Source organism: Streptomyces sp. NPDC054770 (assembly GCF_053611985.1).
This window is the reverse complement of the sequence record NZ_JBSHBL010000061.1, coordinates 40,537-64,704: the sequence shown is the minus strand read 5'-3', so window position 1 is coordinate 64,704 and position 24,168 is coordinate 40,537. Positions and strand designations below refer to the sequence as shown.

Annotated in this window: 21 protein-coding genes; 3 read left to right on the top strand and 18 right to left on the bottom strand. The window is 71.1% G+C overall.

Going from position 1 to position 24,168, the window contains the following annotated elements:
- Nucleotides 1-41: 41 nt before the first annotated feature.
- The 6 genes from serA to ACWGKQ_RS38030 all read right to left on the bottom strand — a co-directional run bounded on the left by serA (nucleotide 42) and on the right by ACWGKQ_RS38030 (nucleotide 10,125).
- Nucleotides 42-1,631 carry a phosphoglycerate dehydrogenase gene (gene serA, locus ACWGKQ_RS38055; protein ID WP_453296610.1) on the bottom strand — a complete coding sequence of 530 codons (1,590 nt, stop codon included), beginning with the start codon at nucleotides 1,629-1,631 and terminating at the stop codon, nucleotides 42-44.
- A gap of 230 nt (nucleotides 1,632-1,861) precedes the next feature.
- On the bottom strand, nucleotides 1,862-2,860 hold the full coding sequence (ilvC, locus tag ACWGKQ_RS38050) for a ketol-acid reductoisomerase (protein WP_361301449.1): 999 nt from the start codon (nucleotides 2,858-2,860) through the stop codon (nucleotides 1,862-1,864).
- A gap of 133 nt (nucleotides 2,861-2,993) precedes the next feature.
- On the bottom strand, nucleotides 2,994-3,518 hold the full coding sequence (gene ilvN, locus ACWGKQ_RS38045; protein WP_093498923.1) for an acetolactate synthase small subunit: 525 nt from the start codon (nucleotides 3,516-3,518) through the stop codon (nucleotides 2,994-2,996).
- 30 nt (nucleotides 3,519-3,548) lie between these two features.
- Nucleotides 3,549-5,399 (bottom strand): acetolactate synthase large subunit, encoded by a 1,851-nt coding sequence (locus tag ACWGKQ_RS38040; RefSeq protein ID WP_453296609.1) that lies wholly within the window; start codon nucleotides 5,397-5,399, stop codon nucleotides 3,549-3,551.
- A gap of 352 nt (nucleotides 5,400-5,751) precedes the next feature.
- A complete protein-coding gene (locus tag ACWGKQ_RS38035; protein ID WP_453296613.1) occupies nucleotides 5,752-8,706 on the bottom strand; it encodes a putative bifunctional diguanylate cyclase/phosphodiesterase in 2,955 nt (984 codons plus the stop codon).
- 468 nt (nucleotides 8,707-9,174) lie between these two features.
- Nucleotides 9,175-10,125, bottom strand: coding sequence for a 2-hydroxyacid dehydrogenase (locus ACWGKQ_RS38030; RefSeq protein WP_453296608.1), 951 nt, complete (start codon nucleotides 10,123-10,125; stop codon nucleotides 9,175-9,177).
- 344 nt (nucleotides 10,126-10,469) lie between these two features.
- Here ACWGKQ_RS38030 and ACWGKQ_RS38025 point away from each other — a divergent pair, with 344 nt between their 5' ends.
- Together ACWGKQ_RS38025 and ACWGKQ_RS38020 are read left to right on the top strand one after the other, a co-directional pair.
- Complete coding sequence (locus tag ACWGKQ_RS38025) at nucleotides 10,470-11,471, top strand: aldo/keto reductase (RefSeq protein ID WP_453296607.1); 1,002 nt, start codon at nucleotides 10,470-10,472, stop codon at nucleotides 11,469-11,471.
- A 193-nt stretch (nucleotides 11,472-11,664) separates the two neighbouring features.
- Nucleotides 11,665-12,843, top strand: a complete 1,179-nt coding sequence (locus tag ACWGKQ_RS38020) for a PQQ-dependent sugar dehydrogenase (RefSeq protein ID WP_453296606.1) — start codon at nucleotides 11,665-11,667, stop codon at nucleotides 12,841-12,843.
- Between the two features lie 16 nt (nucleotides 12,844-12,859).
- Here ACWGKQ_RS38020 and ACWGKQ_RS38015 read toward each other — a convergent pair whose 3' ends face one another.
- From ACWGKQ_RS38015 to ACWGKQ_RS37990, 6 genes are all read right to left on the bottom strand, one after another.
- Nucleotides 12,860-13,072 carry a DUF6191 domain-containing protein gene (locus tag ACWGKQ_RS38015; RefSeq protein WP_453296612.1) on the bottom strand — a complete coding sequence of 71 codons (213 nt, stop codon included), beginning with the start codon at nucleotides 13,070-13,072 and terminating at the stop codon, nucleotides 12,860-12,862.
- Between the two features lie 31 nt (nucleotides 13,073-13,103).
- Entirely contained in the window at nucleotides 13,104-16,139 is a 3,036-nt protein-coding gene (locus ACWGKQ_RS38010) for a helix-turn-helix transcriptional regulator (RefSeq protein WP_453296605.1), read from the bottom strand.
- 185 nt (nucleotides 16,140-16,324) lie between these two features.
- Nucleotides 16,325-16,510, bottom strand: coding sequence for a hypothetical protein (locus ACWGKQ_RS38005; protein ID WP_453296604.1), 186 nt, complete (start codon nucleotides 16,508-16,510; stop codon nucleotides 16,325-16,327).
- Between the two features lie 207 nt (nucleotides 16,511-16,717).
- On the bottom strand, nucleotides 16,718-17,356 hold the full coding sequence (locus ACWGKQ_RS38000) for a hypothetical protein (protein ID WP_453296603.1): 639 nt from the start codon (nucleotides 17,354-17,356) through the stop codon (nucleotides 16,718-16,720).
- 35 nt (nucleotides 17,357-17,391) lie between these two features.
- Nucleotides 17,392-17,967 (bottom strand): GNAT family N-acetyltransferase, encoded by a 576-nt coding sequence (locus tag ACWGKQ_RS37995; RefSeq protein ID WP_453296602.1) that lies wholly within the window; start codon nucleotides 17,965-17,967, stop codon nucleotides 17,392-17,394.
- A gap of 99 nt (nucleotides 17,968-18,066) precedes the next feature.
- Nucleotides 18,067-18,411 carry a hypothetical protein gene (locus tag ACWGKQ_RS37990; protein WP_453296601.1) on the bottom strand — a complete coding sequence of 115 codons (345 nt, stop codon included), beginning with the start codon at nucleotides 18,409-18,411 and terminating at the stop codon, nucleotides 18,067-18,069.
- Nucleotides 18,412-18,597: 186 nt separating this feature from the next.
- Between ACWGKQ_RS37990 and ACWGKQ_RS37985 the strand changes: the two genes are divergently transcribed.
- A complete protein-coding gene (locus ACWGKQ_RS37985; RefSeq protein ID WP_453296600.1) occupies nucleotides 18,598-19,407 on the top strand; it encodes an SAM-dependent methyltransferase in 810 nt (269 codons plus the stop codon).
- Nucleotides 19,408-19,464: 57 nt separating this feature from the next.
- On the opposite strand, the gene gatB is transcribed toward ACWGKQ_RS37985, so the two are convergent.
- The 6 genes from gatB to ACWGKQ_RS37955 form a co-directional block, all read right to left on the bottom strand.
- Nucleotides 19,465-20,979: an Asp-tRNA(Asn)/Glu-tRNA(Gln) amidotransferase subunit GatB gene (gene gatB / locus ACWGKQ_RS37980; protein ID WP_453296599.1), complete on the bottom strand. Its 1,515-nt coding sequence runs from the start codon at nucleotides 20,977-20,979 to the stop codon at nucleotides 19,465-19,467.
- Nucleotides 20,980-20,994: 15 nt separating this feature from the next.
- Nucleotides 20,995-21,237 (bottom strand): hypothetical protein, encoded by a 243-nt coding sequence (locus tag ACWGKQ_RS37975; protein WP_089098594.1) that lies wholly within the window; start codon nucleotides 21,235-21,237, stop codon nucleotides 20,995-20,997.
- The gene (gatA, locus tag ACWGKQ_RS37970; RefSeq protein ID WP_453296598.1) at nucleotides 21,234-22,727 is read right to left on the bottom strand and encodes an Asp-tRNA(Asn)/Glu-tRNA(Gln) amidotransferase subunit GatA; all 1,494 of its coding nucleotides are present in this window, start codon (nucleotides 22,725-22,727) and stop codon (nucleotides 21,234-21,236) included. Before gatA ends, ACWGKQ_RS37975 begins: the two co-directional genes overlap by 4 nt.
- Nucleotides 22,728-22,733: 6 nt before the next feature.
- The gene (gatC, locus tag ACWGKQ_RS37965; protein WP_067164579.1) at nucleotides 22,734-23,030 is read right to left on the bottom strand and encodes an Asp-tRNA(Asn)/Glu-tRNA(Gln) amidotransferase subunit GatC; all 297 of its coding nucleotides are present in this window, start codon (nucleotides 23,028-23,030) and stop codon (nucleotides 22,734-22,736) included.
- 77 nt (nucleotides 23,031-23,107) lie between these two features.
- Nucleotides 23,108-23,599, bottom strand: a complete 492-nt coding sequence (locus ACWGKQ_RS37960) for a cupin domain-containing protein (RefSeq protein ID WP_453296597.1) — start codon at nucleotides 23,597-23,599, stop codon at nucleotides 23,108-23,110.
- A gap of 31 nt (nucleotides 23,600-23,630) precedes the next feature.
- Nucleotides 23,631-24,002: a DUF4267 domain-containing protein gene (locus ACWGKQ_RS37955; RefSeq protein WP_453296596.1), complete on the bottom strand. Its 372-nt coding sequence runs from the start codon at nucleotides 24,000-24,002 to the stop codon at nucleotides 23,631-23,633.
- Between the last annotated feature and the right edge of the window lie 166 nt (nucleotides 24,003-24,168).

Sequence of the window (24,168 nt, the reverse complement as noted above, 5' to 3'; positions counted from 1 at the left end):
CTTCCAGCCCACCGAGTCGGGTGGGCGGGTGGGCAAAAAAATCAGACGAGGTTCACCGAACGAGCCGAGGTCGCCCCGATCTCCGCTTCCACCTCGGCCAGCACGCCGGAGGCAACCGTGTCGTCGACGGTGAGGACGGCGAGCGCCTCGCCGCCCGCCGCCGCGCGGGCGACCTGCATACCGGCGATGTTGATCCCGGCCTCCCCCAGGATGCGGCCGACGGTGCCGACGACACCCGGCCGGTCCTCGTACCGCAGCACCAGCAGGTGGTCGGCGATCGCGAGGTCGACGTCGTAGTCGCCGACCGCGACGATCTTCTGGAGGTTCTTCGGGCCGGACAGCGTGCCGGAGACCGCGACCTCCTCGCCGTTGCCGAGGGTGCCGCGCACGGTGACGACGTTGCGGTGGTCGGCCGACTCCGAGCTGGTCGTCAGCCGTACCTCGACACCGCGCTCCTGCGCGAACAGCGGCGCGTTGACGTACGACACCGTCTCGTCGACGACGTCCTCGAAGACGCCCTTGAGCGCGGAGAGCTCCAGCACCTTCACGTCGTGCTGGGTGATCTCGCCGTAGACCTCGACGTCGAGGCGGACCGCGACCTCACCGGCGAGCGCGGTGAAGATGCGGCCGAGGCGCTCGGCAAGGGGCAGGCCCGGCTTGACGTCCTCGGCGATGACCCCGCCCTGGACGTTGACCGCGTCCGGGACCAGCTCGCCGGCGAGGGCGAGGCGGACGGACCTGGCGACCGCGATGCCCGCCTTCTCCTGGGCCTCGTCGGTGGAGGCACCGAGGTGCGGGGTGCAGACGACCTGGTCGAGCTCGAACAGCGGGGAGTCGGTGCACGGCTCCTTGCTGTAGACGTCGAGGCCGGCGCCGGCGACCCGGCCCTCCTTGAGCGCCGCGTACAGCGCTTCCTCGTCGACGATGCCACCGCGCGCGGCGTTGACGATCCGCACCGACGGCTTGACCTTGCGCAGCGCCTCGTCGCCGATCAGGCCGACCGTCTCGGGGGTCTTCGGGAGGTGCACGGTGATGAAGTCGGCGACCTCGAGCAGCTCGTCCAGGGACAGCACCTTGACGCCCATCTGGGCGGCGCGGGCGGGCTGGATGTAGGGGTCGTAGGCGACGACCTTCATGCCGAAGGCGGACATGCGCTGCGCGACCAGGGCGCCGATGCGGCCGAGGCCGACGACCCCGAGGGTCTTCTCGGCGAGCTCGACACCGGTGTACTTGCTGCGCTTCCACTCGCCGTTCTTCAGCGCGGAGTTGGCCTGCGGGATGTGGCGGGCGCTGGAGATCAGCAGACCGCAGGCCAGTTCGGCGGCGGTCACGATGTTGGAGGTCGGGGCGTTGACGACCATCACGCCGGCCTTGGTGGCGGCGGAGACGTCGACGTTGTCCAGGCCGACGCCGGCTCGTGCGACGACCTTCAGCTTCTTGGCCGCGGCGATGGCCTCGGCGTCGACCTTGGTGGCGGAGCGGATCAGGATCGCGTCCACGTCGGCGATGGCGGGGAGCAGCTCGGCCCGGTCTGCTCCGTTGGTGTGCCGGATCTCGAAGTCCGGGCCCAGCGCGTCGACGGTGGCGGGCGACAGCTCTTCAGCGATGAGTACGACAGGTTTCGAGCTCACGTGAGTCCTCACAGGTCCAATGCGGACGGCCGTCCCGACGGCCGCAGGCGGTGGAGGTTGGCTAGCCGCGTGGAGACGCACGACGCTGTGGGCCTGACGCGTATGTAGTACGGCAGTGTAGTGCCGTGGCGGAGGGCGTCCTGCGCCTCTGCGGAAGGATCACCCGTCTGAGATTCGACGGGGCGGACAACAGGGCCGGGGCGTGTCGCCCCGGCCCTGTCACCTGGGGCTCACGCGTCTTCGTTCACCCAGGACATCAGCTTGCGCAGCTGCTTGCCGGTGGTCTCCAGCAGGTGCTCGGAGTCCTGCTTCTTGTACTCGTTGTACTTCTTCAGACCGCCGTGGTACTCGTCCATCCAGTTGTTGGCGAAGGTGCCGTCCTGGATCTCGGCGAGGATCTGCTTCATCTCGGCCTTGGTGGCGTCGGTGATGATCCGCGGGCCGGTGACGTAGTCGCCCCACTCGGCGGTCTCGGAGACCGACCAGCGCATCTTCTCCAGGCCGCCCTCGTACATCAGGTCGACGATGAGCTTCAGCTCGTGCAGGCACTCGAAGTAGGCGATCTCCGGCTGGTAACCGGCCTCGACCAGGGTCTCGAAACCGGCCTTGACCAGGGCGGCGGTACCACCGCAGAGGACGGCCTGCTCACCGAACAGGTCGGTCTCGGTCTCCTCGGTGAAGGTCGTCTTGATGACGCCGGCACGGGTGCCGCCGATGCCCTTGGCGTACGACAGCGCCAGCGCGAAGCCGTTGCCGGTGGCGTCCTGCTCGACGGCCACGATGCAGGGCACGCCGCGGCCCTCCTCGTACTGGCGGCGGACCAGGTGGCCCGGGCCCTTGGGGGCGACCATGCAGACGTCGACACCGGCCGGGGGCTTGATGAAGCCGAAGCGGATGTTCAGGCCGTGGCCGAAGAACAGCGCGTCGCCGTCGTTCAGGTTCGGGGCGATGGATTCCTCGTAGACCTGGGCCTGGATCGGGTCAGGGACCAGGATCATGATGACGTCGGCCTCGGCGGCGGCCTCGGCCGGGGTCACCACGCGCAGGCCCTGCTCCTCGGCCTTCGCCTTGGACTTGGAGCCCTCGTGCAGACCGACACGCACGTCGACACCCGAGTCGCGCAGCGACAGCGCGTGGGCGTGACCCTGGCTGCCGTAGCCGATGACCGCGACCTTGCGGCCCTGGATGATGGACAGGTCGGCATCGGCGTCGTAGAACAGCTCGGCCACTTTGGGTTCTCTCCTTGGTGTGCAGGTGTTGCGTCCCACCGTATGACGGTGGGCGGAACGGAAGTTTCGGGGTCTCGGTATACGGGCGGCCGGGAACGATCGTCGGCCGCCCGTGTCAAGCCTTGCTCAAGCCTTACGCAGATCGGTCGAGGGCGCGCAGCGACCGGTCGGTGATCGAACGGGCGCCGCGTCCGATCGCGATGGTGCCGGACTGCACCAGCTCCTTGATGCCGAACGGCTCCAGCATCTTGAGCATGGCGGTCAGCTTCTCGCTGCTCCCGGTGGCCTCGACGGTGACGGCCTCCGGGGAGACGTCGACGGTCTTGGCGCGGAACAGCTGGACGATCTCGACGATCTGGGAGCGCGTCTCGTTGTCGGCGCGCACCTTCACCAGAACGAGTTCCCGCTGAACGGCCGAACCCGGCTCCAGCTCGACGATCTTGAGCACCTCGACGAGCTTGTTGAGCTGCTTGGTGACCTGCTCCAGCGGCAGGGCTTCGACGCTCACCACGATCGTGATGCGGGAGATGTCGGCGTGCTCGGTGACCCCGACGGCTAGCGAGTCGATGTTGAAGCCGCGGCGGGAGAACAGGGCCGCGATCCGGGCGAGGATGCCCGGCTTGTTCTCCACCAGGACGGAGAGCGTGTGCTTGGACATTTTTCTGCGTCTCTCTCTTACGTCTCTCGCTCAGTCGTCTTCGTTGTCGCCGAAGTCGGGGCGGACGTCCCGGGCGGCCAGGATCTCGTCGTTGGAGGTGCCGGCGGCGACCATCGGCCACACCATGGCGTCCTCGTGGACGATGAAGTCGACGACGACCGGGCGGTCGTTGATGGAGTTCGCCTCTTCGATGACCTTGTCGAGGTCGTCCGGGGACTCGCACCGGATGGAGTAGCAGCCCATTGCCTCCGACAGCTTGACGAAGTCGGGGACCCGGGTGCCGCGGGCGTCCGGGTTGACGTCGTCGGGGCCGGAGTGCAGCACCGTGTTGGAGTACCGCTGGTTGTAGAACAGGGTCTGCCACTGGCGGACCATCCCGAGGGCGCCGTTGTTGATGATGGCGACCTTGATCGGGATGTTGTTCAGGGCGCAGGTGGTGAGCTCCTGGTTGGTCATCTGGAAGCAGCCGTCGCCGTCGATCGCCCAGACGGTCCTGCCGGGCTGGCCGGCCTTGGCGCCCATGGCGGCCGGGACCGCGTAGCCCATGGTTCCGGCGCCGCCGGAGTTCAGCCAGGTGGCGGGCTTCTCGTACTGCACGTAGTGCGCGGCCCACATCTGGTGCTGGCCGACGCCCGCCGCGAAGATCGTGCCCTCCGGGGCGAGCTGTCCGATGCGCTCGATCACCTGCTGCGGCGAGAGCGACCCGTTGTCGGGCAGGTCGTAGCCCAGCGGGTACGTCTCGCGCCAGCGGTTGAGGTCCTTCCACCAGGCGGTGTAGTCGCCCTGGTGGCCCTCGCTGTGCTCCTTCTGCACCGCCTGGATCAGGTCGGCGATGACCTCGCGGGCGTCACCGACGATCGGCACGTCGGCGGCGCGGTTCTTGCCGATCTCCGCGGGGTCGATGTCGGCGTGGACGATCTTCGCGTACGGGGCGAAGCTGTCCAGCTTGCCGGTGACGCGGTCGTCGAAACGGGCTCCGAGGGCGACGATCAGGTCGGCCTTCTGCAGCGCGGTGACGGCGGTGACCGCACCGTGCATGCCCGGCATTCCCACGTGCAGCGGGTGGCTGTCGGGGAACGCGCCGAGCGCCATCAGGGTGGTGGTGACGGGCGCTCCGGTGAGCTCGGCGAGAACCTTGAGCTCGGCGGTGGCGTGCGACTTGATGACGCCGCCACCGACGTAGAGGACCGGCCGCTTCGCGGAAGTGATCAGCTTGGCGGCCTCGCGGATCTGCTTGGCGTGCGGCTTGGTCACCGGACGGTAGCCGGGCAGGTCCAGGACCGGCGGCCAGGAGAAGGTGGTCTTCGCCTGGAGGGCGTCCTTGGCGATGTCGACCAGGACCGGGCCGGGACGGCCGGTGGAGGCGATGTGGAACGCCTGCGCGATCACCCGGGGGATGTCCTCGGCCTTGGTGACCAGGAAGTTGTGCTTGGTGATCGGCATCGTGATGCCGACGATGTCCGCCTCCTGGAAGGCGTCCGTGCCGATCGAGGAGGACGCGACCTGCCCGGTGATCGCCACGAGCGGCACCGAGTCCATGTGCGCGTCCGCGATCGGCGTCACCAGGTTCGTCGCACCCGGGCCGCTGGTCGCCATGCAGACGCCGACCTTGCCGGTGGCCTGCGCGTAGCCGGTGGCCGCGTGCCCGGCGCCCTGCTCGTGCCGGCACAGGACGTGCCGCACCCGAGTCGAGTCCATCAGCGGGTCGTAGGCCGGCAGGATCGCGCCACCGGGGATACCGAATACCGTGTCGGCGCCGACCTCCTCGAGGGAGCGGATGAGGGACTTCGCACCCGTGACGTGCTCGACGGGCGCGGACTGCTGTCCTCCGGAACGGGGCCGCGGCTGCGGATGGTGGGCCCCCGGGGCCTGCTCGGTCATCGGCATTCTCTTCTCGATGCTGAGGGTTTTTGCGAGGTTCGTACGGAATTCTGCTGCCGTACGTCTGGTGCTGGTGCAACAAAAAACCCCTCGTGCCAAAAGGCAAGCGAGGGGAGCGCGCCGGTGTGGTCGCTGGGGATTCCGGATCGTCCTCCGGTGGGTCCCAGCTCAGCCGACGCGCTGTCCAAGTACGAGAATTCGGGTGCGCATGAGACTGACCCTCCCTCCGACGCGCACCACGTGTCAAGTGGGTGGGACGGGAGTCTCATTATGTGAGCGAAGGGCACTGCCGCCTCCGAGCACCGCGGGTACACCACCGGTGTACACCCCCGCGCACCTTTTCATGGCTCGTTCACCTCCGGGGTGCTCCAGTCGGTGTCGAGACCACGACCGAGCCCAGCCCTTCGGGCCTCCGCGCGGCCGCGCCCTCGACGCCGACACACCCCTCCGGCTCCCTGGCCGCACCAGCGAAGGCCGGCTCGGCCGCCGGTGCGTGCGGGACCGGATAGTGGCCGGAACCCAGCGCCCGGCGCAGCCGGTACTCCTCCACCGGGCCGGAGAAGGCCATGCCCATCCCGTGCGTGCACCCCATCGCGCGCAACGCCGTGACCTGCTCGGGCAGGTCCACGCCCTCGGCCACCGACTGGAGGCCCAGGTCGCAGGCGATCCGCAGCAGCCCGCTGGTGATCTTGTGCAGCCGGGGCGACTCGACGACCCCCTCGACCAGACCGCGGTCGAGCTTGAGCATGTCGACGGGGAGCTTCCGCAGGGCCGTGATGGCCGCGTACCCGCTGCCGAAGCCGTCCAGGGCGATCCGGACACCGTGCCGGCTGAGCGCGGTCAGCCGCCGCTCCAGCTCGTCCAGCGGGACCCTCGGGTCGGTGTCGGACAGCTCCAGGACCAGCGCCCCCGAGGGCAGCCCGTACCGGGTGAGCAGGGCCTCCACGGAGCCGAGCGGCGAGGACCGGTCGAGCAGCCGCCGGGCGGACGTCCGGACGGCGACCGGCACCACGAGCCCGCCCGCGGCCCGCTCGGCGGCCTGCTCGACCGCCTCCTGGAGGATCCAGCGGTCCAGCTCGGAGGTCTTGCCGCTGTCCTCCGCCACCCGCAGGAACTCGGCCGGCGTGAACAGCACCCCCTGCGAGGAGCGCCAGCGCGCCTGCGCGGAGACCGATTCGATCCGGCCGTTCTCCAGGCACACCACGGGCTGGTGCAGCAGCGCGAACTCGCCGTCGTGCAGGGCGGCCCGCAACCGGGTGGCCAGTTCCGCCTTGCGTACGACGTCCTGCTGCATCTGCGGCTTGTACAGCTTGACGCAGCCCTTTCCGGCCGACTTGGCGCGGTACATGGCCAGGTCGGCGTTGCGCAGCAGCTCACCCGCGCCGAGACCCGGTTCGGCGAAGGCGACACCGATGGAGGCGTTGACACGGACATCGTTGCCGTCAATGACGTAGGGCTGGGAGAGGGTCACCCTGAGGCGGTCGGCGAGCTCCAGGATGTGCCGCTCCCGGGCACTGCGGTCACGGGTGCCGTCGCCGACGATCAGCGCCGCGAACTCGTCGCCGCCCAGCCGGGACGCGGTGTCGCCGTGGCGGACCGTGCCCTGGAGCCTGCGCGCGGCCTGGACGAGCAGCTCGTCGCCGGCCTGGTGCCCGATCGTGTCGTTGACGGCCTTGAACCCGTCCAGGTCGATGAAGAGCACCGCCGTGTTCCTGAGGGCCGGGCCCCGGTCGGAGGAGCGGCGGCCGGACACGGCCTGCTGCACCCGCCGGGTGAACAGGGCGCGGTTGGGCAGGTCGGTGAGCGGGTCGTGCTCGGCGTTGTGCTGGAGCTGCGCCTGCAGGCGCACTCTCTCGGTCACGTCCCGGCTGTTGAAGATGAGGCCGCCGTGGTGGCGGTTGACGGTGGACTCGACGTTGAGCCAGCCGCCCTCGCCGGACCGGAACCGGCACTCGATGCGGGTGGTGGGTTCGTCCTGGGAGCTGGCGGCGAGGAAGCGGCGCACCTCGTGCACCACGCAGCCCAGGTCCTCCGGATGGATGAGGTTGGCCAGCTCCGAGCCCACGATGTCCTCGGCCGGGCGTCCGTAGACCCCGGCGGCGGCCGGGGAGACGTAGCGGAGGATGCCGTTGGGCGCGGCGATCATGATGACGTCGCTGGAGCCCTGCACCAGGGAGCGGAAGTGGTTCTCCTGCTGCGCCAGTTCCTGGGTGAGGGTGATGTTGTCGAGCAGCATGATGCCCTGCCGCACGACGAGCGCGAGGACCACCAGGCCGGCGGTGATCAGGACGACGTGGTCCGGGCTGCGGCCGTTGAGGACGTTGTAGAGGATGCCGAGGGTGCATACGGCGGCGGCCAGGTACGGGGTGAGCGCGGCCAGGGAGCCGGTGATCGGCCGGCCCGCCGGGTACCGGCTGTGATCGCCGCCCGGGACGGGCGCGGGCGGCTGCTTGGACGCCGCGGCCCGGCCGCCGGGCACGTGCTCGTGGACCACGCGGGTGTGCCCGTCGGGTTCCTGGGCGCCCGCCTGCCGGGGTGCGGCCCAGGGGGCGTACGCGAGCAGCAGCGAGCCGGCGAACCAGCCCGCGTCCAGCAGCTGGCCGGAGCGGTAACTGCTGTGCAGCAGCGGCGAGGTGAACAGGGCGTCGCACATCACGGTCAGGGCGAGGGCGCCGATCGCGGTGTTCACCGCGGTGCGGTTGCCCGGCGAGCGCCGGAAGTGCAGCGCGAGCACCATGCTCACCAGGGCGATGTCCAGCAGCGGGTACGCCAGCGAGAGCGCGGTGTGCGCGACGCTGCGCCCGTCGAACCGGGCGGCCTGGGCGAGCGCGAGGCTCCATGACAGGGTGAGCAGCGAGCCGCCGATCAGCCAGGCGTCCAGTGCCAGGCAGATCCAGCCGGCCTTGGTCACCGGCCGTTTGGCCAGCACCAGCAGACCGACGATGGCGGGCGGCGCGAAGCACAGGAAGAACAGGTCGGCGTAGCTGGGGCTGGGTACGGGCCGCTGGAGCACGACCTCGTACCACCCCCAGACCGCGTTGCCCAGGGCCGCCATCGCCGAGGAGAGGGCGAACAGCAGCCAGGCAGGTCGAAAGCGGACCCGCGGGGAGCGGGCGTAGAGGAAGCACGACACGGCGGCGGTGCCGGCGGCCGCGGTCAGACCGAAGTCGCCCATGAACAGGGCGATCTGGTTCGAGCCCCAGTCGAACGCGGAACCGACGGCGTATCCCGCGCAGATCAGGGCCAGGACGAGTTGGCGGACCACGCCGGTCCCGCCGCCGGTGGCCGGCGGCCGGGGGTGCGGCATCCCCGCCGGAGGCTGTGCCCGCAGCGCTCCGGGGAGGGCGGTCGTCACAGGCGTCGGCGCTGTCACCGGATGCTCCCGGTCCGCGTCGCTCCCGGGTCCCTCGGGCCCCGGTGCGCCGGGTGAGGGTGCCTCCTGCGTGCGCTGTGCCTGCGGTGGTGGTGATGGCTGGTGTGGTGGCCGCGTCTGCGCGCAGCTGTGCGCCAGGGTCGCCGCCGGCGGCTCCGCCGCGTCGGATCGTTCGTCCATAGGCCGTGCATCGCCCGTCGCCCCCCTCACAAATCTGAAATGTCCATCCCCGGCGCCGAACGGTGCACGGCGCAGCCCCTTCCGGGACGATACACCAGTCTCGTCACTCAGGGACATAGCTTCTCTACGCTCCGTGACGACCAGCGGCTATGCGCGCACGCACCGCGCCCGGAAGGTTGCGGACCGTACCGGAAGCGGATTACACGCGTATTGCCGTGATGGTCAGTTGTCGGTGGATCCCGTCGTCAAAATCACGTTTCGCAACGGCTCCCGGTTCATGAAGCGGTTCAACTGCTCGGTGACGAGACGCTTGGCGCGCGGCAGGAAGGCCGAGGTGGGGCCGCCGACATGAGGGCTGATCAGCACTCCCGGCGCCTGCCACAAGGGGTGTCCGGCCGGCAGCGGCTCGGGGTCGGTGACGTCCAGGGCGGCGGTGAGACGGCCGCTCTCCACCTCCGCGAGGAGGGCCTTGGTGTCCACGACGGGCCCGCGCGCGATGTTCACGAGCAGTGCGCCGTCCTTCATCCGCGCGAGGAACTCCGCGTTGACCAGGCCCCGCGTGGTGTCCGTGAGGGGCGTGGCGAGGATGACGACATCGGCTTCCGGAAGCAGATCCGGCAGTTCGGTGAGCGGATGCACGGGACCGCGCGCCGAGGCGCGCCCGGAGCGCGCGACGCGCGCCACCCGCGCAACTTCGAAGGGCACGAGCCGGTCCTCGATGGCCGCGCCGATGGCGCCGTAGCCGACGATGAGGACGGTCCGGTCGGCGAGGGCGGGGTGGAAGCCGCTCTCCCAGCGCTCCTGCTGCTGGGCGCGCACGAATCCCGGGATACCGCGCAGGGAAGCCAGCGTGAGGGCGAGCGCGAGCTCGGCGGTGCTCGCCTCGTGCACCCCGCGCGCGTTGCAGAGCTGCACGCCGGGGGCGATCAGGTCGATGGCCGCGGTCATGTCGTCGACGCCGGCGGTGAGGGTCTGGATGAGCCGGACGTTGCGCATCCCCGCCAGCGGCCGCACCTTGACGGACTGCCGCTTCATGTAGGGGACGACGTAGACGGCACAGTCGGCGGGATCACCGGGAAAGTCCTGCTCGCCGTCCCAGAAGAGGTAATTGAGGCCTTCCGGGAGCCCCTGGATCTCGGTCGGGGGGATGGGGAGCCATACGTCAGAGGTCATGGGCAGGAGGCTAGGGCCTGCCCGGCGGGTCCGGCCGGAGAAAAACGACAGCACGTGATCAGCGCAGGTGAGCGGGGTGTGGTGCGGGCAGCTGCAAGGCGGAGGAGACGTGGACATCGGCCGCTGCCGCGGCGGGCGACGCGGTGGGGGCACCTCCCGGCCGAAGGCTGGGGGACGTCGGCGAGTGACGACAACGCGGCTGGGGGTCCCCCACGCCTTTAAGGCAGTGGGGGAGTGCGTGCCACACCCCGCGTCTCCGGCAGGGCCCGCCGGGCAGGCCCTAGGTCAGAGGTGTGGGGAGGCAGAGGTTAGGTTGGGGGCCGGAGAAGGAGGTTCACGGGCTGGTGGAGTGCAGGACGATCGGCGCGGGGGCGCTCGCGGTGGGGGCCGTCGGACTCGGGTGCATGCCGATGAGCTGGGCCTACAGCGGGTCGCGGCAGCGGGGGGACGAATCGGTGCGGGCGGTGCACCGGGCGCTGGACCTGGGCGTGACGCTGCTTGACACGGCCGACATGTACGGCCCGTTCAAGAACGAGCTGCTGCTGGGGCGGGTGCTCAGGGAGCGGCGCGCGGAGGCCTTCGTGTCGACGAAGGTGGGGCTGCTGGTGGGCGACCAGCACATCGTGGCGAACGGCCGGCCTGGCTATGTGAAGCGGGCCTGCGACGCGTCGCTGCGCCGGCTCCAGACCGATGTCATAGACCTCTACCAGCTGCATCGCGCCGACCCCGAGGTTCCCGTCGAGGAGACCTGGGGCGCGATGGCGGAACTGGTGCAGGCGGGGAAGGTGCGGGCGCTGGGGTTGTGCGCCGTGGGGGCGCGCGGGGGGCGCAGGTCCGGCGCGCGACTGCATGACGCGACCCTGCGTCAGCTTCAGCGGGTGCAGCAGGTGTTTCCGGTGAGCGCGGTACAGGCGGAGCTGTCGGTGTGGTCGCCGGAGGCGCTGGAGTCCCTGTTGCCGTGGTGCGCGGCGCGGGGCGTGGGGTTTCTCGCGGCGATGCCGCTCGGCAACGGCTTCCTGAGCGGCACGCTCACGCCGGGTGAGGGGTTCGAACCCGATGACCTGCGGGCGCGGCACCCTCGCTTCACCGCGGAGATGATGGCGGCGAACCAGCCGATCGTGGCGGGACTGCGGAGGGTTGCGGGCCGGCAGGGGGGCGACGGTGTCACCGCGGCTCAGGTGGCGCTGGCGTGGGTGCTGGCGCAGGGGCGGCATGTGGTGCCGGTGCCGGGGGCGAAGCGGTGGCGGTGGGTGGCCGAGAACGCCGGTTCGGTGGACGTCCGGCTGACTGCGGAGGATCTGGCGGAGCTGGGCGGGCTGCCTGCTGCGCAGGGCTCTTGGGATTGAGCGGTTTTCGAAAGTGCCGCGATCTGCCGGTGGTTCGGTGCGGCGCCGTGGGGGCTGGTCGCGCAGTTCCCCGCGCCCCTTACGGGGCGCTGTCAGCGGGCGTTCGCAGCATGATCCGCCGGACAGCCCCGCGCCCCTGAAGGGCGCGTTGTACTACCGTCGGTCGGAGGAGCCGGGCCGTTTCGAAGGGATCGTGATCGTGCGACGTCGAGGTGGGGCCGCCGTGTTGGCCGTGGCCGGGGTCCTGGTGGTGGCCGGGTGTTCGTCCGGGGGCGGGAGTGGGGACCTGCCCACGCCGTCCTGGGCCGGGGGGTCGTCGGCGAGTGGCTCCGGGGGCTCCGCGTCCGCCGGGGCGAGTGACTCGGCCGCGCCCGCCAAGGGGTCGGTCAAGGTGGTGCGTACCGTCGCCCAGGGGCTGAAGTCGCCCTGGGGGCTGGCGCCGTTGCCGGACGGGTCCGGGCTGCTGGTGTCCGACCGGGACGACGGGACGATCAGCAAAGTCGACGAGAAGACCGGGAAGGTCACGGAGCTGGGGGTCGTGTCGGGGGTGTCCGCGGCCGGTGAGGGGGGTCTGCTGGGGATCGCGCTCTCCCCCGGCTTCGCCTCGGACCACATGATCTACGCGTACTTCACGTCGGCCTCCGACAACCGCATCGTGCGCATGCTCTGGGACGAGAACAAGCCGGCCAAGGAGCAGCTGGGCGCCCCCGACACGATCTTCAAGGGCATTCCCAAGGGGTTCATCCACAACGGCGGCCGGATCGCCTTCGGCCCCGACGGCATGCTCTACGCGGGCACCGGCGAGAGCGGGCAGCGCGGCCTCGCGCAGGACAAGAACTCGCTCGGCGGCAAGATCCTGCGGCTGACGCCGGAGGGCGACCCGGCGCCCGGCAACCCGTTCCCGGACTCCCCCGTGTACACCTACGGCCACCGCAATGTGCAGGGCCTGGCCTGGGACGACAAGGACCGGCTGTTCGCCTCGGAGTTCGGGCAGGACACCTGGGACGAGCTGAACGCGATCAAGCCCGGCGGCGACTACGGCTGGCCGGACGCGGAGGGCAGGTCGTCCGACCCGAAGTTCGTGAACCCGATCGCCCAGTGGCACACCGACGACGCCTCCCCCAGCGGCATCGCCTATGTCGGCGGCGTGATCTGGATGGCCGGTCTGAAGGGTCAGCGGCTGTGGCGGATCCCGCTGGACGGCACCACCGCGGCCGCCGCGCCGCAGGCGTTCCTCACCGGCGAGTACGGCCGCCTCCGCACGGTCGTGGCCGCGGGCGGCGACAAGGTGTGGCTGGTGACCAGCAACACCGACGGACGGGGCAAGCCGAAGGCGGGCGACGACAGGATCCTGGAGCTGCAGGTGAAGTAGGCGGCGGCGACACCGCTCACTCCTCGTCGTCCCCGGAGTCCGCTGCGGAGTCCGCCTCGGAGTCCGACACGGGCTCCTCCTGCGGAAGCCGTATGACGACCTTGCCGGACGCGAGGTCTATCGGTCCGCGGCCGGGATCCGTGTCCCCGACGTCCTCCCGGGTCAGCTCCAGCCGCTTCTGCTCGTCGTGGGTGTGTTTGCGGCCGGGTGCGAACAGCTCCTCGAACATGTTGAACACGGTGCCTCCTCTGCCGGTCCCCCTACCTGGTCGGGTCGAGGGCCTCGACGGGGAACAACTCCAGTCTGTGTGCCACCGCCGCCGCCTCGCCCCTTCCTGCAACGCCCAGCTTGCCCAGAATGTTCGAGACGTGGACGCTCGCGGTCTTCGGGGAGATGAAGAGCTCCTCGGCGATCTGGCGGTTGGTACGGCCGGCCGAGACCAGGCGGAGGACGTCGCGCTCCCGGCTGGTGAGGCCGAGGCTCTCGGCGGGGTCGAGGGCCCGGCGGGAAGCACGGGGGGTGAGGGTGAGGCGGGCACGCTGGGCGAGCAGGGCGACGGCCTCGGCGAGCGGGCGGGCGCCCAGGTGGTCGGCGACGGCTCCGGCCAGCCGGAGGAGTTCCGTGGCGCGGTCGCGTTCGTCCTCGCCGGTGGCCGCTTCGAGCAGGGCCTGGGCGAGGCGGCGCCGGACCCGGGCGAGGTCGTAGGGGCGGTCCAGGCACTCGAAGTCGGTGACCACGTCCGACCAGAGGGCGACGGTGTCGGTGCCCCGGGCACGGTGCAGCTCGGCGCGGGTCCAGCGCTCGTACCCCTGCCAGAGGGGCGCGCCGGTGGTGAGCTTGCGGACGGCCTCGGCGAGCCGGTCAAGGGTCTCGGCGCGGCCCTCGGCCGCCGCGGGCAGGGTGCGGGCGTCGGCCTCGGCGCCGGCTGCGGCGAGCAGCAGCGGCCAGCCGCAGTGCTGGGTGCCGGGCGGGAAGCCGGCCGTCAGGGCGCGGTCCAGCTCGGCACGGGCGTCCAGGAGCCGGCCCTCCTCGGCGGCGACGCCGATGGCGATGCGGGCCACGGGCAGCTGTACCTGGGGCATCGGGTCGTGGGTGCCGTAGTGGGCCTGGGCGATGGCCAGTTGGCGGCCGGCCTCGGCGGCGTCGCCCCGGGCGAGGGCGATATGGGCGAGGCGCAGGGCGCCGGCGCCGCGGGGCTTGGCGCTGGCCGCGGAGCCCAGGGCGCCCGCCGCGGCTTCCGCGGCCTCGTCCCACTGGCCGAGCGCGTACAGCGATTCGGAGAGGTTGCCCCAGATCCATGCCTCGGAGTCCAGCAGGCCGTATCTGCGGGTGAAGACGACACCCTCGCGCAGGATCGGCGCGGCCTCCCGGGAGCGGCCGACCGACTCCAGCTTGGAGGGGAGGTTCGTGTAGACGCGTCCCGCGACATGGGCGACGCCTTCCCGGAGCACGGCGTCCTTGACCCGGTGCAGCTCTTCCAGACCGTCCTCGACGTCGCCGGCGTCGACCATGAGGCAGCCGAGGGTGATCCGGGCGTTGAGCTCGGTCTCGCGGGCGCCCACCATCCGCGCGTACTGCACGGCGCGCTCGGCGGCGGCGAAGGCCTCGGGGCCGGGTTCGTGGAGCATGGACCAGCCGGCGGCGTTGGCCAGCACATCGGCGTGCACCTCGGAGGGCGGCAGGCCGCGCACCAGGTCCTGGGCGGTGCCGAGCTCCTGCCGGCCGTCGCCCCGGGCCAGGCCCTGGACCAGCCGGGAGCGCTGCACCCAGAACCAGGCGGCGCGCTGCGGGTCGTGCTCCTCCTGGAGGATCCGCAGCGCCTTCTTGGTGATCTTCAGGGCGCGTTCGCGCTCTCCGCAGTAGCGGCCCGCGACGGCCGCCTCCGCCATCAGGTCGAGATAGCGCAGCGGCTCGGTGCCGGGGTCGCAGCCGCAGGGCGGGTAGACGTCGGTGTAGTCGACGGGGCGCAGGGCGGCGCGGATCTCCTCGGGGGCGGTGTCCCACAGCTCCATCGCCCGCTCCAGGAGCCGCAGTTGCTCGCTGTAGGCGTGCCGGCGGCGGGCCACGACCGAGGCGTCGAGGACGGCGGGCAGGGCCTTGGCCGGGTCGTGGGCCTGGTACCAGTAGCTGGCCAGGCGGGTCACGCGCGCGTCGGCCGGGACCAGTTGGGGGTCGCTCTCCAGGGTCTCGGCATAGCGTCGGTTGAGCCGGGAGCGCTCGCCGGGCAGCAGGTCGTCGGCGACGGCCTCGCGGACCAGGGAGTGCCGGAAGCGGTAGCCGTCGCCGGCGGGGGTGGGGGTGAGGATGTTGGCGCCGACGGCGGCGCGCAGTGCCTCGATGAGGTCGTCCTCGGCGAGCCGGGCGACCGCCTCCAGCAGGCGGTACTCGACGGTGGAGCCGCCCTCGGCGACGATCCGGACGACCCGCTGGGCGCTCTCGGGCAGCGCCTCGACGCGGACCAGGAGCAGGTCGCGCAGCGAGTCGGTGAGGCCGGTGCAGGAGCCCTCGGCGGCGGCGACGGCCAGCTCCTCGACGAAGAAGGCGTTGCCGTCGGAGCGTTCGAAGATCTCGTCGACCTGGGCGGGGTCGGGTTCGGTGGCGAGGATGCCGGCGATCTGGCGGCCGACCTCCTCGCGGGTGAACCGGGCGAGTTCGAGGCGGCGGACGGTGCGCAGCCGGTCGAGTTCGGCGAGCAGGGGGCGCAGCGGGTGGCGGCGGTGGATGTCGTCGGAGCGGTAGGTGGCGAGGACGACGAGCCGGCCGGTGCGCAGGGTGCGCAGCAGGTAGGCGAGGAGGTGGCGGGTGGAGGAATCGGCCCAGTGCAGGTCCTCCAGGGCGAGGACCACCGTGCGGTCGGCGGCGACCCGCTCCAGCAGCCGCGCGGTGAGCTCGAAGAGGCGGGCCATGCCCTGTTCGTCGTGCCGGCTCGAGGTGGCCTCGCCGAGCTCGGGCAGCAGCCGGGCCAGCTCGTCCTCCTGGCCGGCCGCCGCCGCGGCCAGTTCGTCGGGCAGGGCGGCCCACAGCGCGCGCAGGGCGGTGGAGAAGGGTGCGAACGGCAGTCCGTCGGCGCCGATCTCCACGCAGCCGCCCAGGGCGACGACCGCGCCCTGCCGGCAGGCGGCCGTGGCGAACTCCTCGACCAGCCGGGTCTTGCCGACACCGGCCTCGCCGCCGAGCAGCAGCGCCTGCGGCTCGGCGGCTCCGGCACGCCCGAGCGCGTCGTTCAGTGTGTCCAACTCGTCGCTGCGGCCTACGAACACGGGACTCACGGACCTGGTCTCCACAGGCCAGAGCATTGCATGGGGACCGGAGGCCACCCCACGGGTTTTCCACAGCACCGGTGCGCTTGTCGTACCGATGGACGGCGGTGGGGGAAGCACCGGGGTCAGCGACGGGGGAAGCCGGTGGCCAACCCCCGTAAGGCCACCGGCTTTCCCGTTCCCGGCCTCCGGGCGGTCGGCGCCGCCCGGCCGGCCCGTGTTCACGCGGCGCGTGGGAGCCGGCGCCGGCCGCGGCGGTCCGTATGCGCCTCCTCCGCCACGGCGTGGTGCTCGGCCTCGCGGCTCGCGGCGCGGCGGGCGCGGACGGCCTCGCGGGCGAGCCGGGCCTCCGCGGCCTGGCGGCGCAGTTCGGCGGAACGGATGCGGTGGAGTTCGTACTCGAACATGGTGTGTCCCTTGTGAGAGCGGGTGGTGGGGCTTCGCTTTCCGCGATGTCTCCACCTTCGTCTCCCAGGGGGGCGCGCCACATCGGGAGAGTTCCGCATCTTCGCGGGGGTGCCGGCCCCCGGACACGCGTAAGGGGCCTCAGGTCGTCCGTAAGGTGCTTACGGACGCCCTAAGGCCCCTTCTGAGCTGGGCTTTCGCAGCCGGTCTCAGCTGGTCGACGGCAGTCCGAGGAGTGCGTCGGAGTACTTGAGGACGGCGAGCAGCAGGCCGATGACAGCGAGCGCGACACCCGCCCAGGCGACCGACTTGATCCACGGCGCCTGCGTCCTGCCGGGGGCGCCGAAGGCGGGCCGGACCAGCACCACGACAGCGGTGAGCAGCGCGGCCAGCGCGAACAGGCCGGCCCACAGCGCGGTGGTCTGCCACGCGTCGCCGTACACCTCCTTGACCTGCGTGGCGACGCTCGCGCTCGACGAGGTCTGGAGCTGGCCGATGAGGGTCTCGCGGGCGGCGGCCACCGTACCGATCCAGCCGCCCGTGAGGGAGACCAGGCCGAGCACGACGGAGACGACGGCACCGGCGCCCTGGCCGACCCCGGACGGGCCCTCGGCCTCGGCCAGGTCCCCGGCAAGGTCGGCGTCGTCCTCCAGGTCCTCCGCGTCGAGGTCGGCGTCCGTGCCGTCGGCGGCCTCGGTACCGGCGGCCGCCGCCTCCGGCTCGGCCCCGGCCTCGGTACCGGACTCCGACACGGCGTCGGCGCTCTTGGTGACGCTCACCTTCTCCTCGTCGGTCGTGGCTTCGGTGCCCGTCGCGGCACCGGTCTCGTCAGCTGTCTTGGTTCCCATGTCCGGCACCGTACGGATCCTGTCTGAGAGGCGTCTTAATGATCGTTCTCTGCGGCACGCGCGCGTGCTTCACGCCATTCCGGGGCGAGGATCGACCACACCTCCAGGTCGTGCCGTAGGCCACCATAGGGGTGTGCCTCGCGGCGTACGCCATCGCGGGTCATCCCCAGCCGCCGGGCCACGTTCAGGCTGGGCTCGTTGCCCGAGGCGGCGACCCACTCGATCCGGTGGATGCCGCGCTGCTCGACCGCGAAGTCGAGGAGTACCCGCATCGCGCGCGTGACGAGTCCGCGGCCGGTGCCGGCCGGCTCCAGCCAGCAGCCGACCTCGGCGTTCCCGTGTTCGGCGTCGAAGTTCAGGAAGAGCACCCCGCCGACGAGCGTGCCCCCCAGCCACAGGCCGTGCAGGGAGCCGGTGTCGGCGGCGCGCAGGTCGGCGTACCGCTGGAGCATGGCCCGTGCGGAGGGCACGTCCGTCTCCTTGGAGCCGAAGGAGATGAACTGTCCGATGAACTCCCGCCCGCGGTCCAGGTGGGCCAGGAACTCCTCGGCGTGCCAGGGCTCCAGTGGGCGCAGTTCGGCGCCGTCGTCACCCAGGGATATCGCGTACATCGTTGCTTCTCCAGTTCCACCGCGTCCTCGGCCGGCACGCCGAGCCTCTCATGCGCGGCGCGGCACTCGGGCGGCTCGACGCCGGTCCGGGGCGGCGGGTCAGTCGAACTGGTCGCCGAGGGCCATCACCATGGTGCCCAGGATCATCAGCCAGAGGGCCCAGCGGGTACGGCCCCGGGCTCCGAGCGCCCCCGCGAACACGCACACGGCGGATCCGGAGCCGTAGGCGGCCGGCACCACCGCGGCCACGCCCCCGCCCACTCTCATCGACGCGGCGGTGAGCCCCATCAGGGCCAGCAGCACCCCGGTCATGGTGGCGGTCCAGCGGGCCCGACGGGCGTCCTCGTAGAGGTCCTCGTCCTCGTCCCCGTCCATGTCCTCGTCCTCCGCGGCCGCCACCCCGGTTGGCTCGGGTTCGGCGTCGGATTCGGCGTGTCCGGTCATGGCGGGCGAGCGTAGTACCCGCACCTGAGGAAATCGGCTGCGGACCAGGTCGAGAACTGCTAGCTTCCGCTGGTCAGCCCTGACCGGCCCCTCGCCGACGACCGAAGCGGGTGCATTTTTTGACGGTCCGAATGAGCTCCTGTTCATCGCCCTTCACTACGAAGATCACAAGGAGCCCGTTCAGCGATGTCCGACGCCGTCTCTCCCGCACCGTCGAAGGACGCCTCTCTCACTGACCGTCTGACCCTCCCCCGGTATCCGCTCAGCAGCACCTACGACGCCCGCTGGGCCGTCGAGAACCAGATGGGCCCGCACGCCCTGTGGCTGCTGGAATGGCTGGCCCCCGCCCTGGGCCTGGACGCGCTGCGCCCCTGCGCGCGCGTGCTCGACCTGGGCTGCGGCCGGGCGATGACCTCGATCTTCCTGGCCAGGGAGTTCCACGCGCAGGTCACCGCCGCGGACCTCTGGGTCAGGCCCGACGACAACGCCCGGCGGATCGCCGAGGCGGGGTTCGCCGACCGCGTGCAGCCGGTGCACGTCGAAGCGCACGACCTGCCCTTCGCCGAGGGCGGCTTCGACGCGATCGTCTCGGTCGACGCGTACCAGTACTTCGGCACCGCCGACCTCTATCTGCCCACGCTCACCCGGCTGTTGAAGCCCGGCGGGCGGATCGGGATCGTGGTGCCCGCGGTCCGCGAGGAACTGGCGGGCGCCGAGCCGCCGGAACATCTGAAGGCGCACTGGGACCCCGGTTTCTGGGCGTTCCACTCCGCCGACTGGTGGCACCGGCACTGGACGCGCAGCGGGGCCGTGCAGGTCGAGGCCGCCGACTGGCTGGAGGACGGCTGGCGCGACTGGCTGCTGTGGAGCGAGGTGTGCGCCGCGGAGAGCCCGTACCCGGAGATGGCCCGGATGGCCCGGGAGTCGGTGGAGCTGGTGAAGGCGGACCGGGGCCGGCTGCTCGGCTTCGCCCGGATCGTGGGCCGCCGCCGCTGACGCGCCACGGCCCCGGAAGCGCTGCCTCCGGGGCCGTGTCACGTGCGTGCGGCCTGCTCAGCCCTCGCTGACGCCCAGCTTCTCCAGGATCAGCTCCTTGACGCGGGCCGCGTCGGCCTGGCCGCGGGTCGCCTTCATGACCGCGCCGACCAGCGCGCCCGCCGCGGCCACCTTGCCGCTGCGGATCTTGTCGGCGATGCCGGGGTTGCCGGCGATGGCCTCGTCGACGGCCGTACCGAGCGCGGAGTCGTCGGAGACGACCTTCAGACCGCGCTTGTCGACGACCTCGTCGGGGGTGCCCTCGCCCGCGAGGACGCCCTCGATGACCTGGCGGGCCAGCTTGTCGTTCAGGTCACCCTTCGAGACCAGCTCGGTGACCCGGGCGACCTGCGCCGGGGTGATCGCCAGCTCGTCGAGCGAGGTGCCCGACTCGTTGGCGCTGCGCGCCAGTTCGCCCATCCACCACTTGCGGGCGGAGGCCGCGTCGGCCCCGGCGTCGATGGTGGCGACGATCAGGTCCAGCGCACCGGCGTTGATGATCGCCTGCATCTCCACCGCGGAGATGCCCCACTCGGCGAGCAGCCGGGTACGGCGGGCCAGCGGCAGCTCCGGCAGCGCGGCGCGGATCTCCTCGACCCACTCGCGGGACGGGGCGACCGGGACCAGGTCGGGCTCCGGGAAGTACCGGTAGTCCTCGGCCTCCTCCTTCACGCGGCCCGAGGTCGTCGACCCGGTGTCCTCGTGGAAGTGCCGGGTCTCCTGGATGATCGTCCCGCCGCCGTCGAGCACGGCCGCGTGCCGCATGATCTCGAAGCGGGCCGCGCGTTCCACGGACCGCAGCGAGTTCACGTTCTTCGTCTCGGAGCGGGTGCCGAACTTCGCGGTGCCGTTGGGGCGCAGCGACAGGTTCACGTCGCAGCGCATCTGGCCCATCTCCATCCGGGCCTCGGAGACACCGAGCGCCCGGATGACCTCGCGCAGCTCACGGACGTACGCCCGCGCGACCTCGGGGGCCCGCTCGCCCGCTCCCTCGATCGGCTTGGTGACGATCTCGATGAGCGGGATGCCCGCGCGGTTGTAGTCGAGCAGGGAGTGGGACGCGCCGTGGATACGGCCGGTGGCGCCGCCGACGTGCGTCGACTTGCCGGTGTCCTCCTCCATGTGGGCGCGCTCGATCTCCACGCGGAAGGACGTGCCGTCCTCCAGCTGTACGTCGAGGTAGCCGTTGAAGGCGATCGGCTCGTCGTACTGGGAGGTCTGGAAGTTCTTCGGCATGTCCGGATAGAAGTAGTTCTTCCGGGCGAAGCGGCACCACTCGGCGATCTCGCAGTTCAGCGCGAGGCCGATCTTGATCGCGGACTCGACGCCGGTCGCGTTGACGACCGGGAGCGCGCCGGGCAGGCCGAGGCAGGTCGGGCAGGTCTGCGAGTTGGGCTCGGCGCCCAGCTCGGTCGAACAGCCGCAGAACATCTTGGTCCTGGTGCCGAGTTCGACGTGGACCTCGAGGCCCATGACGGGGTCGTAGGACGCCAGCGCGTCCTCGTACGACACCAGGTCGATCGTGGTGGTCACGGTGAAACTTCCCTCTCAGCCCAGCAGGACGTCGTCGTCGCCCAGCCGCTTCAGCTCGCGGTACAGCAGGGCGAAACCGGTGACGATCGCGACGGCGGACACGGTGGCGTCGATGAGCCGGAGCGTGTCGTGCTCGGCGCGGGCCTTCTTGATCTGCTTGGCGACACCGACCGCGCCGAACGCGGTGGTGGCCATGGACAGGTACGTACCGGACTTCGACTTCTTGAAGCCCTTGGCCTTCGACAGTGCGTTGCTCACAGCGACGGTGCCTCCTCCAGGAGCGGGTGCCCCCACCTTTCCACGAAGGCGGCCTCGACGGCGGCGCCGACCTTGTAAAGCCGGTCGTCCTTGAGGGCCGGGGCGATGATCTGCAGGCCCACCGGGAGGTTGTCCTCCGGGGCGAGACCGCAGGGCAGCGACATGGCCGCGTTGCCCGCGAGGTTCGTCGGGATGGTGCACAGGTCGGCCAGGTACATCGCCATCGGGTCGTCGGCACGCTCGCCGATCGGGAAGGCGGTGGTCGGCGTCGTGGGCGAGACGATGACGTCCACCTGCTCGAAGGCCTTCTCGAAGTCGCGCGTGATGAGCGTGCGGACCTTCTGGGCGGAGCCGTAGTACGCGTCGTAGTAGCCGGAGCTCAGGGCGTACGTGCCGAGCATGATGCGGCGCTTGACCTCGGGGCCGAAGCCCGCCTCGCGGGTGAGGGAGGTGACCTCCTCGGCCGAGTGACCGCCGTCGTCGCCCGTCCGCAGGCCGTAGCGCAGGCCGTCGAAGCGGGCGAGGTTGCTCGAACACTCGCTCGGCGCGATCAGGTAGTACGCCGACAGCGCGAGGTCGAAGGACGGGCAGTCCAGCTCGACGATCTCGGCGCCCAGCTCCTTCAGCAGCGCGACGGACTCGTCGAACCGCTGGATGACACCGGCCTGGTAGCCCTCGCCGCGGAACTGCTTGACCACGCCGACGCGCATGCCCTCGACGCTGCCGTTGCGGGCGGCCTCGACGACCGGCGGGACGGGCGCGTCGATGGAGGTGGAGTCCAGCGGGTCGTGCCCGGCGATGACCTCGTGCAGCAGCGCCGCGTCCAGGACCGTACGGGCACAGGGGCCGCCCTGGTCCAGGGAGCTGGAGAACGCGACCATGCCGTACCGGGACACGGCCCCGTAGGTCGGCTTGACGCCCACCGTGCCGGTCACGGAGGCCGGCTGGCGGATGGAGCCGCCGGTGTCGGTGCCGATGGCGAGCGGCGCCTGGAAGGAGGCGAGGGCGGCCGACGAGCCGCCACCGGAACCACCGGGGATCTTGGTCAGATCCCACGGGTTGCCGGTGGGCCCGTACGCGCTGTTCTCGGTGCTGGACCCCATGGCGAACTCGTCCATGTTGGTCTTGCCGAGGATGACCACGTCGGCGGCCTTGAGCCGCTTGGTGAGCGTGGCGTCGTACGGCGGGATCCAGCCTTCGAGGATCTTCGAACCGACGGTGGTCGGCACGCCCTCGGTGGTGAAGATGTCCTTGAGCGCGAGCGGCACCCCGGCGAGGGGGCCGAGCTTCTCGCCGCGGGCCTTCTTCTCGTCGACGGCACGCGCCTGCGCCAGGGCGCCCTCGCGGTCGACGTGCAGGAAGGCGTGCACCTTCTCGTCGACGGCCTCGATCCGGGCCAGGTGCGCCTCGGTGACCTGCACGGCGGTGAGCTCGCCGGCGGCGATCTTCGCGGCGATCTCGGCGGCGCCGAGCTTGATGATGTCCGTCATGGCTGTCTAGTCCTCCCCCAGGATCTGCGGCACCTTGAAACGCTGCTGCTCCTGGGCCGGGGCGCCGGAGAGCGCCTGCGCGGGGGTGAGCGAGGGACGGACCTCGTCCGCGCGCATGACGTTCGTCAGCGGCAGCGGGTGCGAGGTCGGCGGTACGTCTTGGTCGGCGACCTCGCTGACGCGGGCGACCGCGCCGATGATGTCGTCGAGCTGGCCGGCGAAGTGTTCGAGTTCTTCGGGCTTCAGCTCCAGACGCGCCAGCCGGGCGAGGTGGGCGACCTCCTCGCGCGTGATGCCAGGCATGCAGCGTTCCTCTGGGGTGAGTGTGTGTGGTTTGGAGCCAATCCTATGGGGCGGGGGCGGATACCCGTTAAACGGTTTCAGTGGCGGGTGTCCCAGGCCTCGCTCCGCAGGTAGTGGTTGTCGTACAGCTCCTGCACCTCCAGGAGGCTCTCCAGGGTGGCCTCGCCGAGGCGCAGCCGCTGGAGATGGCGGAAGTACTCGAAGCGCTCCACGCCCGGTGTGATGACGATGAGGATGTCGGCGGTGCTGCCGGGGACGGCGGCGAAGGCGTGCGGCTTGCCGGGCGGGACGACGACCAGGTCACCGGGTCCGGCGGTGACGACGTCGGCGCCGGAGAGCACGTCGGCGGCGCCGTCGAGCAGGTAGAACATCTCGGCGGAGTTGCGGTGCAGATGCGGTACGGCGCCGTCGGCGCCCTCGCCGAGGGTGACGCGCACGGTGGACAGGGCGCCGCCGGTGGCACTGCTGTCGGCGAGCAGCCTGACACCGACCGGGTCACCGCCGACGACCTCGGCGTCGGCCTCCCGCACGATCACGGACTCATCGAACTTCGGTACGAACAACGACATTTCCCAGACCCCCTGTTGATGGACGTGTCGTTCACACGAGGAACAGCAGTACCGCACTCACCAGGACAACGACCGCGGTGGCGAAGTGGATCCCGTACGCGACGGCCTTCGCTCCGCCGTGGCGCAGCACTATCAGCGTGTCGAAGAGCGGTACGAGTGCCACGCAGAGCATGAACCAGGCCTCGGCACGGGCGCCGGCGAAGGCGAGCAGGGCGAGGCCCAGGACACCGAAGGTGCCGTCGTTGAGGCCCTTGTTCGTGAGGTAGGCGGCGGCGTCGCCCTTCGGGTCGGCCGGGACGCCGTAGCCGACGGCGGCGGGCCCGGGCTGGAACAGGAACCGGTAGCCGAGGAACACGCAGAACAGGTCGAGCACGACGGCGAGCGTGTACGCGGTGACAGTCATGACGGACGCTCCGTTTCCGGTTTTCTAGCAGCGCTAGGTCTGAGAGTGACGCTAACAGAGCGCCGACAGATTGGCTAGCGTTGCTAGAATCCAGAGCGTATCGATCCACAGACGCCGGAAGCGAACGGGAAGGCGCAGGAGACAAGCCGACCTTGCCGGTCGGCCA

Coding starts and splice junctions, on each gene's coding strand:
- ilvN (WP_093498923.1), bottom strand. CDS start 3,518: ATGTCCAAGCACACGCTCTCCGTCCTGGTGGAGAACAAGCCGGGCATC.
- ACWGKQ_RS38040 (WP_453296609.1), bottom strand. CDS start 5,399: ATGACCGAGCAGGCCCCGGGGGCCCACCATCCGCAGCCGCGGCCCCGT.
- ACWGKQ_RS38035 (WP_453296613.1), bottom strand. CDS start 8,706: ATGCCGCACCCCCGGCCGCCGGCCACCGGCGGCGGGACCGGCGTGGTC.
- ACWGKQ_RS38030 (WP_453296608.1), bottom strand. CDS start 10,125: ATGACCTCTGACGTATGGCTCCCCATCCCCCCGACCGAGATCCAGGGG.
- ACWGKQ_RS38015 (WP_453296612.1), bottom strand. CDS start 13,072: ATGTTCGAGGAGCTGTTCGCACCCGGCCGCAAACACACCCACGACGAG.
- ACWGKQ_RS38010 (WP_453296605.1), bottom strand. CDS start 16,139: ATGCTCTGGCCTGTGGAGACCAGGTCCGTGAGTCCCGTGTTCGTAGGC.
- ACWGKQ_RS38005 (WP_453296604.1), bottom strand. CDS start 16,510: ATGTTCGAGTACGAACTCCACCGCATCCGTTCCGCCGAACTGCGCCGC.
- ACWGKQ_RS38000 (WP_453296603.1), bottom strand. CDS start 17,356: ATGGGAACCAAGACAGCTGACGAGACCGGTGCCGCGACGGGCACCGAA.
- ACWGKQ_RS37995 (WP_453296602.1), bottom strand. CDS start 17,967: ATGTACGCGATATCCCTGGGTGACGACGGCGCCGAACTGCGCCCACTG.
- ACWGKQ_RS37990 (WP_453296601.1), bottom strand. CDS start 18,411: ATGACCGGACACGCCGAATCCGACGCCGAACCCGAGCCAACCGGGGTG.
- ACWGKQ_RS37985 (WP_453296600.1), top strand. CDS start 18,598: ATGTCCGACGCCGTCTCTCCCGCACCGTCGAAGGACGCCTCTCTCACT.
- gatA (WP_453296598.1), bottom strand. CDS start 22,727: ATGACGGACATCATCAAGCTCGGCGCCGCCGAGATCGCCGCGAAGATC.
- gatC (WP_067164579.1), bottom strand. CDS start 23,030: ATGCCTGGCATCACGCGCGAGGAGGTCGCCCACCTCGCCCGGCTGGCG.
- ACWGKQ_RS37960 (WP_453296597.1), bottom strand. CDS start 23,599: ATGTCGTTGTTCGTACCGAAGTTCGATGAGTCCGTGATCGTGCGGGAG.
- ACWGKQ_RS37955 (WP_453296596.1), bottom strand. CDS start 24,002: ATGACTGTCACCGCGTACACGCTCGCCGTCGTGCTCGACCTGTTCTGC.